Origin of the sequence: Mucilaginibacter lacusdianchii (genome assembly GCF_009770985.1) — a bacterium.
Taxonomy (GTDB): Bacteria; Bacteroidota; Bacteroidia; order Sphingobacteriales; family Sphingobacteriaceae; genus Mucilaginibacter; species Mucilaginibacter lacusdianchii.
Genome location: NZ_WSRW01000005.1, coordinates 40,890 through 54,134 on the forward strand (window position 1 = coordinate 40,890; position 13,245 = coordinate 54,134).

Below are 13,245 nucleotides of genomic sequence, written 5' to 3' on the forward strand. Positions count from 1 at the left end.
TATTTGGTAGGAGTTCCATTATATCTTCACTTCTATCCTTGTTTACATAATAATGCAAGTTATTTATAATCAACGTCTTAAATTTAAGATTCGCATTATTTTGAAGATGATGAGAATCTTTTGTTATTGAGCCATGAACTTAAAAATACTGTTTTTCTGCGAAGGGATCGAAATTTTTGGGTATCCACTACTGGAATTTCGGAAAACAAGGAAGCAAAGATTGCTGCTTTGTATTGTTGTATGTTGTCGCGTGCTTTGATCTCTTCTTTTAAGGAAATAAAGCTCATCTTCGTGCCGGAGGGCGTACGGTCAGAATGCAACTCTTCTAACTGCCTATCAACATTGCAAGAATAATGCCTTTTGGATAGGGTTTTATCGCTGATGCCGCTAAGTGTTCTTTTATCCCAGATACTAAGCTTATTTTGGCATACGGCTCTACTTGTGTAATATATAATCTTAACTTTGGGTGACATTTCGTTTTTAAATGCCAATCCATTGAATGGATATAAATTGCGGTACATTTGATAGATCGGAAGGAATTGTTCGAGTCCGTTTAAACTCAAGTTGATTGAGCAATTTAGCAACTTCAGTAAACATGCTGTTGGAGCCCCTGTTACCTCCCTGGCACTAAACGCCTCTTTTTTAAAGAAGTGTCCTCTCAGAGAAATCGTAAGGTTAGGGTATTGCATGATGTAACAAATATATACTCTTTCTTAACATTTCAAAACTTTGTCACCACAGGCTAAATCGTGCAAGATATCAAAAGGTCAAATCATAGAAGTCGCGTTACTCGAAAAAAATTCAATTGGATTTGATAGCCATTTGAGCAAACAAGCATTAGAAGTTTTAACAAAAATTACTCAGCGATTGTATTAATATGACAGGACTGTCAGTATAAGAAGAGGCTTTGTCTCGTGGAAGCCAAGTAAGGCCAATAAGTGAATGGATTTAAAATTTGCTGGTTAGATACGCAATCATTAATCTGGCCGCTTATTGAAAATTATTAAGGCATATTGCATGAATTCCAATCACATAGGTTTACTTGGATGATGAAATCGACTCTGAAAAGACCTTTATAAATTGCTAAGCAACAGGAATTTCTAAATCCAAAATTTCCTTCAACGGTACATCGAGTCCTTTGGCAAACTCAATCATGGTAAGAAACGTCATGTTGATCTCGCCTTTTTCATACTTTCTAATATCCGAGTAGTCAATATCGCAATGTTGCGCTAATTTTCTGTAGGATAATTTTCTGTTTTTGCGCAGCGATGCCAAGTGCCTACCTAATATAACAAGATATTCTTTTTGTTTGTCGCTATCCATCCACAGTGTTTACTGTAGCGAAAATTGACTTTTCAATATTTATAAGTGTGGGTATATATCCCCACACTTTGTTAAATTTGTTCTCGGAAAGATAATATCACCTTAATAACTTTTGATTATCATTGTACACTAACCAATAGCATATCCCAACATGCGAAGTAAACCAGGACTTGCTCCAAACAGAAGAAGTCTAAGAATTCGTAAGCAGATAATTTATGGTCTAGCGCTTATTGTGCTTTGGGTGATAGTTTATTTGGCAATATATTTCAAGTGGATTAAATAAGTCTTCTATTAACAACGCCTTAAATTTCTCACAGCTTGCTAATTTAACCTGTCTGACGGGTAGTTGCTGGGAAGGCATCTCCTCAGCTAAACGGGGAATTCCAATAACTCTTTAGGGGGCACATTTAGCCCTTTGGCAAGCTCAAAAATCGTAGAAAGCTGTATATTCTTTTTTCCGTTTTCAATTTTTGAGATTTGACTATCATCAAGCTCACAATTCGCAGCTAAAGTTCTTAACGATAAGTTTTTTTCTTCTCGAATCCTTTTCAAATTAGAGCCAAACAGTTCTTGAAGTTCTTTGAAATTACCTTTCAAGGCCGATAGAATTAAATTTTGATGAATTTCATCCAATAAATGTGAAAATTTGCGGATTTAACGTACCGCATTTGCTAAATTTTATTATATTTGTTTTGCGATATCTAAATATTATAAAATATTGGTATTCGCTTAAATCTCGACTTAGAAACGTGAGAAATTTTTAATGCCGCGAGATGATAAGTGAAGTGCCCACGCCATAGGTGTGGGCTCTCTTATCGTGGCCGGGCTTTCTCACGTGCCCTAAGTCGGTAAGTTGAGTCCACGCCTATGGCTTTCTTATTTCTAGGACCCGCTCAGCTTACCACATCCTTGAGCATATGGAAGCGGTATATATAAAAAACAATTCAGGTTCGCCATCATGGAAGACAGTCCTAGAGACTTTCTTCAAACGGAACTCCCCCGAATCCGTACAGCTGCTGTTCTGGCGTATGTTTCAGTGCTGGGTGACCAGGGACTGTGCGCTTCGCGGCGGAATGTCCGATGAGGAAGTAGCTGTCGCCTTCGATCAGCTGATTGAGTTCGTTTCTGCGGCCTATACGCATCACCAGGCCCAATCTCCATCCGGTAACCCTCAAAGCTCGTAACCCATGGTGTATTATCCTGCCTTCTCTTGGTTACTGCTGATCTGCCCGCCTGAGTAAAGCGGACGCCGCCGCTTGGTAATCTATCCGACGGCAGGCTCTCTCCCTTATTTATTCATTTCACTGCTTATTTCTCATGAAAAAATTAACGATCTGTATCGTCCTGGCATCGCTATGCCTGAACTTTCGTGCCTACAGCCAGGCATCCGCGGCTCTCCATACGGTCAACATCGGCGAGGAGATACCGGATGTGCTGTTAACTTCCTTCTTGTATTACAACCAGCCCACACTTCGCTTAACGGACTTTAAAAACAAACTTGTAGTTCTTGATTTCTGGGCCACCTGGTGCGGGTCCTGTATTGCTGCCTTTCCCAGAAATGACTCCCTGCAAAGCCGCTATGCCAAGCAGCTGCAGATTATCGGCGTCAATAGCAGGGGTAACCACGATACCAAGGCCATCATCGAGCGCTTTTATGACCGCCGTCCATCCTTGCATAAAATTCCGACCGTTTATGAGGATACGCTGCTGACGCGGCTGTTCCCGCACCGCGGCATTCCGCATTATGTATGGGTCTTCCAAAATAAAGTGGTGGCCATCACGGATGCGGAAGCGCTTACTGCCGGGCACATTGAAAGCGTGATCCACAATGGAAGCATTCGTGTCCAGGAAAAACGGGATATTGCTTATGATCGAAGGCGGCCGGTCTTTTTGAACGGCAATGGGGGAGAGGCGGACCGTTATCTATTCCGTACAATCGTCACCCCCTTTCAAAGCGGGCTGGCTGCAGCCATGCAACTCGACGCAGCTTCCAGCGGGCTCGTCAACCGGTGTCTTTTCGTCAATCAATCCAAGCTGGAAATGCTGCAGTTCGTCAGCCCGGCGTATGCCCATTTCGGTAAAAACCGTATACACTACCAGGTAGCGCATCCAGAGGACTATGCTTTGGATAGCAGCTCGGCAGCCTGGAAAGCGCGCAATACTTTCATTTACGAAGCCTCTTTTCCGCCGCTGTCCAGACCTGACGCCCTCCACTTCATCCAAGAGGAACTGCATCGGTATTTCAAGGTGTCGCTGGACAGTGAAGTCGTCAAGGCGCCCTGTCTCGTACTAGTCCGGTCCGGGCGCAGGAACCCTCAAAGCGCGCCGGGAGACACGGTTTCCACCAACCTATACGATATGGATGAACAGCCGATCTACCTGCAAAATTTACCGATTGTGGAATTTGTTGAGCACCTGAATGAGGTGTATGCCCTCCCGGTCGTCAATGAAACCGGGATCTCCGGCGGTATTACGCTCCGGCTACCAGCCCGCCAGGCCGGGAACCGGGCGCTGGAAAAGAGCCTGGAGCTACAGGGCTTACGCCTCGTGCCTGCCACCCGTATGCTGTCCTTCCTCGTCCTCAAAGAGGACAAGCAGCCGGATTAATTTTTCCCCTTTACTTATCTCACCTTAAACCCGTATGAAACTTTTACATATCCTTATCTTTATTATTCTGCCTTGTTGGACCATTGCCCAAAGCATTAAGGGCCATGTCCGCAGTAGCCAAAACGAACCCCTGCCGGGCATTACGGTTACGGTCAAGGGAACCCACATCCTAACGCTGACCGATGAACAAGGGGCGTTCACCCTCATGCTGCCTGCTGGCCTGCACGTACTCGGATTCAGTGGCGTGAACGTCGAGCCGGCCGAGCTGGAATGGAATGGACAGGCCGATTTTACGGCCGTTTTGAACGTCCGCGTCAATAAGCTCGATGAGGTGCAGGTGATCGCTTACGGTACGAACACCCAGCGGTATAACGTTGGATCCGTCACCAAGGTCACCGCCGGTGAAATCGCACAACAGCCGGTCTCCAATCCGCTGAGTGCGCTACAGGGCCGGGTAGCCGGTTTGACGATCGCCTCGACGAGTGGCCTGCCCGGCGCATCCGTAAACGTCCAGGTACGTGGCCAGAATACCCTGAAAATCGGAGCGAACACGCTATCTCCCAAGGACAGCCCTTATTTCATCATTGACGGCGTTCCTTTTTCTCCCCAAAACGGCAACGTCAATCAGTTTCCATCCATTGTTTCACCGGGCATCGGCGGTAATTTTAACAATGCCTATGGCGGACAAAGCCCCTTCAGCAGTATCAATCCGGCTGATATCGAAAGCATCGAGGTGCTCAAAGATGCCGATGCGACCGCCATTTACGGCTCCCGCGGCGGAAATGGGGTCATCCTCATTACGACCAAGAAAGGGACGGCGGGCAAAACGGCGTTCAACCTGAACGCGGCCGAGGGAATCAGTGTTGTTGGACATACCATGCCGCTGCTGACTACGCCGCAGTACCTGGCTATGCGGCGGGAGGCTTTTGCCAATGATGGCATTGTTCCCAATCTTACCTTGTATGATCCGGGTTATGCGCCCGATCTGCTGGTATTTGACACCTTACGTTATACCAATTGGAAAAAGAAGTTCTTAAATAATAACGCCCACCATACCAGTCTGAACGCTTCGGTGTCCGGCGGAAGCGCTGCGACGACCTTCTACCTGAGCGGCGGCTTCAACCGTGATACATATCTGTTTCCAGGTAATTACGCGGACAACAAGGCCAATCTTAGCTTCAACCTGCATCATGCCTCGGCCAACCAGCGGTTCAGCCTCGATCTGTCGACAGGGTATAGTTATGATAAAAATAATTCCTCCAACAACCGAAATCTGCTGATGGCGTTCAGCCTTGACCCTAACTATCCTGACCTGGTGGATGGCGCAGGGCATTTAAACTGGTCCTATCAAGGGGTTCCCTTTAATAATGTCACCGCCGGGGATAACCCGTTGGCTTTTCTGCAGCAGCAGTATTATCTCCAAAGTAATCTGCTCAACAGTAACCTGGTGCTGAACTATCGCCTAATTGACGGCCTGACCTTACGGTCCAGCCTGGGTTACAACACCTTTGACAGCCACGAGTATGCCGGTACGCCGGTCCGCGCACAGAATCCGATGAATTTTCCGCAGGCCACTACCCGGTTCGGCAGTAATGATTATTCTACCTGGATCATTGAACCGCAACTGGAGTACAAAAAGGCCAAAGGCAAAAGTCTGCTCAATGTTTTGCTGGGCGGAACGGTACAGCGCAATCTGAACACCCGAACAGAAACCAGCGGAACGGGCTATATCAACGACAACCTTCTGGAGTCCATTACCGGCGCTGCCACCCAGACAGCTACGGACGCTTTCACGGAGTACCGGTACGCAGCCCTTTTTGGCCGGATCAACTACCGCTACAACGATCGGTATATTCTGAGCCTGAATGCACGCCGCGACGGTTCGAGCCGGTTCGGACCCAACAAGCAATTCGGCAATTTTGGATCCGTCGGTGCCGGCTGGCTCTTTAACGAAGAGTCGTTCATCCGTGACCACCTGCCCTTATTGAGTTATGGAAAGCTGCGGGCCAGCTACGGTATCACCGGAAATGATGCGGTTGCCGATTACCAGTATCTCTCCAGATGGGCGCCGACCACTTCTACGTATGACAACTCGCTGGGCTACCTGCCGCAGAATCTGTATAACCCCGCGTTCAGCTGGGCCTCCACTCACAAGCTTGAAATCGGCCTGGAGCTGGGTTTTATCAAGGATCGCATCTTGCTGAACACGACCTGGTACCGCAATCGTTCCGGCAACCAGCTGATCAGCTATCAGCTGCCTTCCCAAACCGGGTTTGCCAGCGTCACGGAAAACTGGGATGCGGTGGTGCAAAACAGCGGCCTGGAGCTCGTATTGCAGACCGTGAACCTCAAAAGCAAAGATTTCTCCTGGAATACCGCCGTTAATTTCTCGCTGCCACGCAACAAACTGGTTTCGTTTCCCGGCTTAGCCACATCAAGCTATGCCACCACCTATTTTCTGGGACAATCGCTCAGCACCGTTGCCGGTTTTCGGTCCGCTGGCGTCGATCCGCAGACCGGGCTGTTCCAGTTCCTCAATGCCAGCGGCGAACTGACCTCATCGCCCGTTGCGCCTGGTGGTGGAAGCCTGAACGACTACGCTTTGCTTTTTAATGTCGATCCCAAATTTTATGGCGGATTTCAAAATAGCTTCCGGTATAAAGGCCTTCAGCTGGATGTATTCATCGAGTTCAAAAAACAAATGGGCGTCAATTATCTGCAGCAGGTCTATACTTTTCTGCCGGGAATGGAGCAGAATTTACCGGTTGCCTTGTTTGAAAGCCGCTGGCGCAAGCCCGGGGACCAGGCGGCTATCCAAAAGCTGTCCACGGTGTATGGTGATGCCTACGACGCCGCATCCAACTTCTTTCAGTCGAGCGGCGTGTATAGCGATGCTTCTTATGTGCGGTTCAAGACGGTTTCGCTATCGTATAGCTTGCCGTACCCGATAATTAAAAAGCTGCATATCCAAAACCTCCGCCTTTACGCCTCTGCCCAGAACCTTTTTACGATTACGCACTACAAAGGCAACGACCCGGAAACGCAAAATTTCTATGGCGTGCCACCCCTTAAAACGATTGCCTGCGGTTTGCAGCTCACCCTTTAAATCAACGATGATGAAGAACTCTTTTTACTCTGCCATTTACCTCGTCCTGATCTTATTTTTTTTCGCTTCCTGCCGGAAACTGGTTGATATTGATTCGCCCAAAAATCAGCTGACTTCGGACAAAGTGTTTGCCGATAGTGCCAACGCCGCCGAAGCAGTGATCGGCATGTACACCAAAATGATGCCTTCTTTTAGCCTGGGTTTTACCTCCGGCGGGATGACTGCTTATCCCGGACTTGCCGGTGACGAATTGATACAAACCACCACCGATGTCAATTCGCAATTCTATGCCAACAATATATCGGTACAGAACAACACGAACGCGACCATGTGGCGAACCGCTTACAGCATCCTGTATTCTGCCAATGCCTGTATCGAGGGCGTTGCCGGTTCCAGTGGACTGACAGAAGCGCAGAAGGCACAGCTCACTGCGGAAGCCCGTTGTGTCCGCGCATTCATCAATTTTTATCTCGTCAACCTATACGGCGGCGTTCCGCTGGTACTGGCGACGGACTATCATGTCGGCGGACGTCTGCCGCGCGCTACGGCCGAAGAAGTGTACGCGCAGATTGTGGCCGACCTGCGCTATGCCCAGGCAACCTTGCCCGCAACAGGAGGCGTTACCCAGCGGGCGAACTATTATGCGGCCACCGCATTACTGGCCAAAGTCTACCTCTATCAGAAAGATTACGCTTCCGCCTTGCGGGAGTCGGATGAAGTCATCCGCTCGGGGAGCTTTCAGCTGGAGAGCAATCTTGCTTCCGTGTTTCTAAGTTCCAGTCGCGAGACGATCTGGAAGTTGCTGCCCACGTACGCGCCGAGGGAAACCTGGGAAGCTTATTATTTTGTGCCTTCTTCCGCGACGGTAACGCCCCGATATGTGCTGACGACCTATTTGCTGGATGCTTTCCAAGCCGGCGATCTGCGCAAAGCCAACTGGATCAGATCTAGTACTATCAGAGGGCAGAATTATAGTTATCCCTATAAATACAAACATGTGGCCAGCGGGACGGCTACTCCTGAACATTACGTTCTTTTAAGGCTGGCGGAACAATACTTAATCCGTGCCGAAGCCAAAGCCAATCTCGACGATTTGAGCGGCGCCCGCGCGGACCTGAATCAGGTCAGAAATCGTGCCGGGCTCACCAGTCTTGCCCCGGCAGATAAAGCCGCGTTGCTGGCCGGTATCGCTCAGGAACGGCGAGTGGAGCTTTTTTGTGAATGGGGCAACCGTTGGTTCGACCTTAAACGTGTAGGACAGGCAGATGCGGTGCTTTCGGCGGAAAAACCAAGCTGGCGAACCACAGCACAGTGGTTTCCCATCCCGCAGGCGGAGATTGGTGCCAATCCCGCCCTTCAGCAGAATGCTGGTTATTGAATCCTCATAAAAAAGGGAAGCCTGTTCAGGCTTCCCTTTTTTCATCCGGTCGTGAGCGAGACTACTGACGCTCATAGCCAATAGCCATCGGCACCTGAGAACCGTTCAATTGGTTGGTGCTGGTGACCTGATTGGCGCTAAAGCCGGATACACATTGATGACCGCTGCCGCTGCAGTCATTTTCGCTGCCCGCAGGCGGCGTTTCGCCTTCCCCCAGGTAGGTGGCGTTACTTGGCGAGTCTGCTTGAGAGAGCGTCCGCGTGCCGCTGATGGAAAACCATTTGTAACTTACCTGTTTGCCAGTGGCGTGTGTGGCAGGAAGGGTGAATGCGCTCGCGCCCAGGGCTAAGATCACCGCGGCCAAACCTAAAAATTTACGTTTCATGTTGCTGAGTTCTTTTGTCAATCAAAAAGGACCCGAAAAACTTTAATTGAATGGAATTTACTTGTTGTGCTTACTCTATCACAGGTTTTCAGCATGGCCTGGCCGGGTTGAGGCACCTTGTGCCGGAATCCAGCTTGCAAATAATTTAATGTGTGCAGATGAGTCTCCTTTCTCTGTTAATCGTGTATATGCCGGTAAAACTTAACAGCAAAAAGAAAGTATTGAAAATGAGATGCTCTTTCCAGCCCAGCATGCGCAGGACACCCCCGCACGAGCAGGGAACGTTTTCGAAAAAGTGAAAGACCGCCAGCGCAATGTAGCCGGTAAAAAGGCACAGGAGCACGAACGAAAGATAGAAGCCTGCCAGCCGCGTTTTGGGAATGAGCAGCAGGATGGCTGCCAAAATTTCTATTGCCGGCAATGTCCAGATGACCAGGAAAGCCAGTTCCTGGGGCATGGCCTGCCGGTACATCTGAATTTCAAAGGTGCGGAAAGCAAGCAGCTTGCTGGATGCTGCGTATACCCATAAAAAGGTGAGCAGAAACATGGAAACCTGCTCTGCCAGATAGGCTGATCTTTTGTCGTTGAGTACCATGAAATAAAGGTAGACCTGTACCCAAGACAGAAAATGTCACTCATCTTTTTTGATGAAATAATTTTTTTGCTTGCGGTCGTACTGAATATCATGGCCTCGTTCGCGCAGATGCACCAGCATGCGCTTGACCGTCCGCGTACTCACGCCGAAGCGCTTAGCCGCGCGCACGAGCGTCCCGAAGCGGCCTTTTTGCAGCAGTTCCAAAATGTAGTCGAGTCGTCTTTCGTAGGATCTGTAATCCATAGGGCCTCCAATCTCCTTTTAGCTTGATCAGCCTAAAGTTGGATAATAGGAGGGGCGCGTGCAATCCGCCGTGCTTTTAATTTATTAGTCCAGGTTTTTTGAAATGTCCCTGTAAACAATTCCCATCTGCAACGCTTGCATTTTTTTCTGCGCGAGCCTGCGGCTGCTCGCTTTGCGGAATTTGAACAGCGTCCTCAGATAATGGGCCAGGTTAATCCCCAAACTGAACTTGGGCGGCGGCATCAGCACGAAGGGCGAGATTTCCAGCACTTCGGCGATCTCGTAGATACGGTTGAGTGTCACCTCCGTTTTGTCGCTTTCAATATTGGAGTAGGCTGACTGGGATATATCCAGCATAAACGACATGTATTGTTGGCTGTAATTCTTCATCAGCCGCTGTATTCTGATTTTGTTTCCGATCGTCTCCATAACGAAATTCTTATCGTATCCTATTCGTAAAGATAATAATTTACCATTTCAGCCTTTAGGTTCCGGCATCCGGAGCCCGGAATTTTGAAGCAATTCCCAATAGGGGGAAGAAACCTCCAAATTCAATTATCATGAAAGAGTTAACTGATGCTCAAGCCGCCCAGATCAAAGGCGGTGCCAACTGCGGTTACAACGTCGCCATATCGGCAACCGTGGGCGGCCTCTTCGGCGGAGCCGGTGCCGTGGTCGGCGCAGTGGCCGCTGCCACCGGGCCATCCTGCCTTGGCTGGTGGTAGTCTGATTTCCGGGGCTCGTCCCCGGAAATTAAAGGATGAGCTGGGGAAACTGAACCAGTGTCGCAGTGATTCCGCCCACCGCCCCAAAAAAGTGCACCTCCTGACTGAGCACCGGATTTTTGCTCCGCAGCTGATATACTATCAGGCCTGCAATCAGGATCAATGCACTGAACAGGTTATTGATCCCGCCAATCCATGGCACATAAAACCCGATTTCCTCCGGCTGCAGCAGCATATAGCTGAACATGCACCCCACGATGCTGCCCGAAGCGCCCGTCGCAGAATAATCAAAATCGTTTCGGTTGATAATCGTTGCCATTACCGCGCCGGCCAGCATGCTGCTCAAATAGATGATAAGGTAGCGCAGGCTTCCCGCGCCGACAGCGGTCCCCAGGTACTTTTCCAACGTCCCGCCGATAAAAAACAGCAGAACCTCATTGATCAGCAGGTGAACCACGTCATTGTGCACCAGATCGGCCGTAGCCCAGCGGTAGAACTGATGCTGTCGCCAGATCGTCACCGGGTGCAGCAAGCATCTGAGGAAAAATCCGGGATCGAGCATTGCTATACAGCTATTGATGAGCACCAGCAGCATTATGAGCAGCGTAACGGGCATGGTGGCAAGCGAATTTGTCAGTAATCGGATCGTCATCATAATCATTTCACGGTTGAAGTTCTATTAGCCTAACGAATAACTTATTCATGAGACTGATTGGCAGTGTCCCGCAGCCGCCAGAAATTTACCTAAAAAATTTAGGTCATGGAACACCCTATCAAGCCGGTACTGATCACCTCGGGCGTATTGCTCGGTACCTCTTTTCTGCTCATCACGGTCACCCATCAGGTCATTTTAACACCGAACTTTTACGAAAAGAGCGGGCAGGCCCTGACCGCCGTCCCAGGACAGGATCTTTTGTTATACGCCCGTTTGGAAAAATGGTTTTACATCTACCATGCGCTCTACTTGATGTTCAAGGTCGGTGCCATCACGCTGCTGCTTTATACCGCGCTGTTTCTCCTCGGGCGGCAGGCATCTTTCCTTGCCCTAACTTCGGTCGTGATGGCAGCGGAGATGGTGTTTGTGCTGGGGGCGGCTGCCAAGGTCGTTTACTTTCATTACTATTATCCCCAGGGCACGCTGCTCGACTGGCACCGCGTCTATATCCTGTCCGTCCTGTCAGCTTTTCCAGATGCCCCTGCGGACTGGTACTACGCCCTGCAGACCGCCAACGTATTCGAGCTCGCTTACTGGGGTCTGCTGGTCATGGGCCTCCGCTGCATGATGCCGTTGCCTTTCGGGCAGGCGCTCCGGCTGGTGCTGCTTAGCTATGTGCCGGCCCTTGTCATTTGGATCTGTATTGTTTCTTTCTGCTCGCTGCTGCTGTTCCCGGAACTCGGCTGACCGTATTTGCCACTTTTCTAACTCTTGCGCTGATATGCTGAATTTGTGTCTGATCAAACGTTCCTTTATCCGGCAGTCTGCCGAAGATGACTGCGGCCGGGCCTGCCTGGCGATGATTCTGCTGTATGCCGGAAGGCCGTCCGCCGTCCGCGAACTCGACCGCGTGCCCGTTCCGCCTGGCGGCTTTTCGCTGCTGGAGCTCAAAGACCTGGCGCGCAGTCACGGTCTGGATGCCCGTGTGGTTGTCGTGGATCCTCCCGCGCTGCGAAAAATTTCCTCGCCTTGCATCCTGCATACTTTGACCCCGATGCAGGAGCACCATTTCGAGGTATGTTATGGCGGCCGCGATAGCTGCGGGACCTTCCAGTACCTGGTGGCCGACCCGGCCTGCCAGGCAGGGTGGCAGCGCGAGGAAGAACTTCTCGGCCGCTGGCCGCTTCGTGCCGCCCTGTATTTTCCGGACATTAGCCCCGATCCGCAGGCTTTCGGCCGCCCGGGCTGGCGCGTTTTGTGGTCGTACCGGGCTTTTCCGCCGGGCTTGCTGCTCAGCGTACCCGTCCTTACCCTTCTGAGCGCGTTCGCTGGGGTTGCTGTTTCCTGGACGCTGCAGAAAGGCATGAGCGACAGCGCCATTCTACAGGGCCGCATCATCGCCGCCCTGCTGATCTTGCTGCTTTTGATCAGTTTCTCCCGCATCCTGATGAGCTACCTCCGCCAGCGTATCCTGCTGCGTATCGAGACCGATCTGCAGACCCGGCTGATGCAGCTGCTGACGGAGCGGCTTTTTCCAGGGAAGGAGGCGGCTGGGGAGGTCATGTCCGCGGAAAGCGCAAGACCGATCTTGTTAGATATACAGCGGGTGAAATCCGCGCTGCTCACCTTGGTTTCAGTTGTTCTGCCCGACATCCTTTCCGCTGTATTCCTGATCGCGGTCGTAACCAGCTACGTGCCTGCCGCAGGTCTTGTCGAGCTGGCCTATATCGTTTTGACTGGGCTGATCCTGCTGGGTCGCCTGTTTCCTTTATCTTTTTCAATGACCAGGCTCCAGGCGCTGCACGCCTCGGCTGAAAATGTGTTGGTGAGGGACGTGAACCGCATAAAAGCTATCCGGATCGCAGGCCTCGAAGAGCAGCGCAAGGCGCTCCATCAGCAGAACCAGCAGCTGCATACAGCGCTGCGACACCGGTTCCTGCTGGGCCTGTCTCACGAGCTGCTCGGGCTGGAAGCCCTTGGTGCCTGCAGCGTAACGGCCGTCTGGGTGACCGGCCTGTACCAGCTCGCCCAAATGCAGATCAGCTACGCGATACTCATGACGATCGTTATCCTAAGCTATATCCTGACGACCCTGGTTGCCCGCATGCAAAGCGCCCTTCTGGTGGTCGCCGAGGGGACAGACGCCGCCCTGCAGCTGCAAAGAACGCTTCAGGATTCACTTCAGCCTTAGCAGGATGACTTTTACTGCGCTGTCGGTCCTGCCGCTT

General features: G+C 50.5%; 15 protein-coding genes. 7 read left to right on the forward strand and 8 right to left on the reverse strand.

Going from position 1 to position 13,245, the window contains the following annotated elements; genetic code table 11:
- Nucleotides 1-95 precede the first annotated feature (95 nt).
- The 3 genes from GPM24_RS19745 to GPM24_RS19755 form a co-directional block, all read right to left on the reverse strand.
- On the reverse strand, nucleotides 96-689 hold the full coding sequence (locus tag GPM24_RS19745) for a hypothetical protein (RefSeq protein ID WP_158829018.1): 594 nt from the start codon (nucleotides 687-689) through the stop codon (nucleotides 96-98).
- Between the two features lie 394 nt (nucleotides 690-1,083).
- Nucleotides 1,084-1,323, reverse strand: a complete 240-nt coding sequence (locus GPM24_RS19750) for a helix-turn-helix domain-containing protein (RefSeq protein WP_158829020.1) — start codon at nucleotides 1,321-1,323, stop codon at nucleotides 1,084-1,086.
- Between the two features lie 369 nt (nucleotides 1,324-1,692).
- On the reverse strand, nucleotides 1,693-1,956 hold the full coding sequence (locus GPM24_RS19755) for a helix-turn-helix domain-containing protein (protein ID WP_233268911.1): 264 nt from the start codon (nucleotides 1,954-1,956) through the stop codon (nucleotides 1,693-1,695).
- Between the two features lie 284 nt (nucleotides 1,957-2,240).
- On the opposite strand from GPM24_RS19755, the gene GPM24_RS19760 reads away from it, so the two are divergent.
- The 4 genes from GPM24_RS19760 to GPM24_RS19775 all read left to right on the forward strand — a co-directional run bounded on the left by GPM24_RS19760 (nucleotide 2,241) and on the right by GPM24_RS19775 (nucleotide 8,414).
- The gene (locus GPM24_RS19760; protein WP_158829022.1) at nucleotides 2,241-2,507 is read left to right on the forward strand and encodes a hypothetical protein; all 267 of its coding nucleotides are present in this window, start codon (nucleotides 2,241-2,243) and stop codon (nucleotides 2,505-2,507) included.
- A 133-nt stretch (nucleotides 2,508-2,640) separates the two neighbouring features.
- Complete coding sequence (locus GPM24_RS19765) at nucleotides 2,641-3,930, forward strand: TlpA family protein disulfide reductase (protein WP_158829024.1); 1,290 nt, start codon at nucleotides 2,641-2,643, stop codon at nucleotides 3,928-3,930.
- A 34-nt stretch (nucleotides 3,931-3,964) separates the two neighbouring features.
- On the forward strand, nucleotides 3,965-7,036 hold the full coding sequence (locus GPM24_RS19770; RefSeq protein WP_158829026.1) for a SusC/RagA family TonB-linked outer membrane protein: 3,072 nt from the start codon (nucleotides 3,965-3,967) through the stop codon (nucleotides 7,034-7,036).
- 7 nt (nucleotides 7,037-7,043) lie between these two features.
- Nucleotides 7,044-8,414, forward strand: coding sequence for a RagB/SusD family nutrient uptake outer membrane protein (locus GPM24_RS19775; RefSeq protein WP_158829028.1), 1,371 nt, complete (start codon nucleotides 7,044-7,046; stop codon nucleotides 8,412-8,414).
- A gap of 61 nt (nucleotides 8,415-8,475) precedes the next feature.
- On the opposite strand, the gene GPM24_RS19780 is transcribed toward GPM24_RS19775, so the two are convergent.
- From GPM24_RS19780 to GPM24_RS19795, 4 genes are all read right to left on the reverse strand, one after another.
- Nucleotides 8,476-8,799, reverse strand: coding sequence for a hypothetical protein (locus GPM24_RS19780; RefSeq protein ID WP_158829030.1), 324 nt, complete (start codon nucleotides 8,797-8,799; stop codon nucleotides 8,476-8,478).
- A gap of 145 nt (nucleotides 8,800-8,944) precedes the next feature.
- Nucleotides 8,945-9,394: a MauE/DoxX family redox-associated membrane protein gene (locus GPM24_RS19785; protein ID WP_158829032.1), complete on the reverse strand. Its 450-nt coding sequence runs from the start codon at nucleotides 9,392-9,394 to the stop codon at nucleotides 8,945-8,947.
- Nucleotides 9,395-9,430: 36 nt separating this feature from the next.
- Nucleotides 9,431-9,637: a DeoR family transcriptional regulator gene (locus tag GPM24_RS19790; protein WP_158829034.1), complete on the reverse strand. Its 207-nt coding sequence runs from the start codon at nucleotides 9,635-9,637 to the stop codon at nucleotides 9,431-9,433.
- 84 nt (nucleotides 9,638-9,721) lie between these two features.
- A complete protein-coding gene (locus tag GPM24_RS19795) occupies nucleotides 9,722-10,066 on the reverse strand; it encodes a helix-turn-helix domain-containing protein (RefSeq protein WP_158829036.1) in 345 nt (114 codons plus the stop codon).
- 131 nt (nucleotides 10,067-10,197) lie between these two features.
- Between GPM24_RS19795 and GPM24_RS19800 the strand changes: the two genes are divergently transcribed.
- Entirely contained in the window at nucleotides 10,198-10,362 is a 165-nt protein-coding gene (locus tag GPM24_RS19800; RefSeq protein ID WP_158829038.1) for a hypothetical protein, read from the forward strand.
- Nucleotides 10,363-10,390: 28 nt separating this feature from the next.
- On the opposite strand, the gene GPM24_RS19805 is transcribed toward GPM24_RS19800, so the two are convergent.
- The gene (locus GPM24_RS19805) at nucleotides 10,391-11,017 is read right to left on the reverse strand and encodes a rhomboid family intramembrane serine protease (protein ID WP_158829040.1); all 627 of its coding nucleotides are present in this window, start codon (nucleotides 11,015-11,017) and stop codon (nucleotides 10,391-10,393) included.
- 105 nt (nucleotides 11,018-11,122) lie between these two features.
- Here GPM24_RS19805 and GPM24_RS19810 point away from each other — a divergent pair, with 105 nt between their 5' ends.
- Both GPM24_RS19810 and GPM24_RS19815 read left to right on the forward strand, forming a co-directional pair.
- The gene (locus tag GPM24_RS19810; protein WP_158829042.1) at nucleotides 11,123-11,764 is read left to right on the forward strand and encodes a hypothetical protein; all 642 of its coding nucleotides are present in this window, start codon (nucleotides 11,123-11,125) and stop codon (nucleotides 11,762-11,764) included.
- Between the two features lie 34 nt (nucleotides 11,765-11,798).
- Nucleotides 11,799-13,208: a cysteine peptidase family C39 domain-containing protein gene (locus GPM24_RS19815; RefSeq protein ID WP_158829044.1), complete on the forward strand. Its 1,410-nt coding sequence runs from the start codon at nucleotides 11,799-11,801 to the stop codon at nucleotides 13,206-13,208.
- The last annotated feature ends 37 nt before the right edge of the window (nucleotides 13,209-13,245 follow it).

Coding starts and splice junctions, on each gene's coding strand:
- GPM24_RS19745 (WP_158829018.1), bottom strand. CDS start 689: ATGCAATACCCTAACCTTACGATTTCTCTGAGAGGACACTTCTTTAAA.
- GPM24_RS19750 (WP_158829020.1), bottom strand. CDS start 1,323: ATGGATAGCGACAAACAAAAAGAATATCTTGTTATATTAGGTAGGCAC.
- GPM24_RS19760 (WP_158829022.1), top strand. CDS start 2,241: ATGGAAGCGGTATATATAAAAAACAATTCAGGTTCGCCATCATGGAAG.
- GPM24_RS19765 (WP_158829024.1), top strand. CDS start 2,641: ATGAAAAAATTAACGATCTGTATCGTCCTGGCATCGCTATGCCTGAAC.
- GPM24_RS19770 (WP_158829026.1), top strand. CDS start 3,965: ATGAAACTTTTACATATCCTTATCTTTATTATTCTGCCTTGTTGGACC.
- GPM24_RS19775 (WP_158829028.1), top strand. CDS start 7,044: ATGATGAAGAACTCTTTTTACTCTGCCATTTACCTCGTCCTGATCTTA.
- GPM24_RS19780 (WP_158829030.1), bottom strand. CDS start 8,799: ATGAAACGTAAATTTTTAGGTTTGGCCGCGGTGATCTTAGCCCTGGGC.
- GPM24_RS19785 (WP_158829032.1), bottom strand. CDS start 9,394: ATGGTACTCAACGACAAAAGATCAGCCTATCTGGCAGAGCAGGTTTCC.
- GPM24_RS19790 (WP_158829034.1), bottom strand. CDS start 9,637: ATGGATTACAGATCCTACGAAAGACGACTCGACTACATTTTGGAACTG.
- GPM24_RS19795 (WP_158829036.1), bottom strand. CDS start 10,066: ATGGAGACGATCGGAAACAAAATCAGAATACAGCGGCTGATGAAGAAT.
- GPM24_RS19800 (WP_158829038.1), top strand. CDS start 10,198: ATGAAAGAGTTAACTGATGCTCAAGCCGCCCAGATCAAAGGCGGTGCC.
- GPM24_RS19805 (WP_158829040.1), bottom strand. CDS start 11,017: ATGATGACGATCCGATTACTGACAAATTCGCTTGCCACCATGCCCGTT.
- GPM24_RS19810 (WP_158829042.1), top strand. CDS start 11,123: ATGGAACACCCTATCAAGCCGGTACTGATCACCTCGGGCGTATTGCTC.
- GPM24_RS19815 (WP_158829044.1), top strand. CDS start 11,799: ATGCTGAATTTGTGTCTGATCAAACGTTCCTTTATCCGGCAGTCTGCC.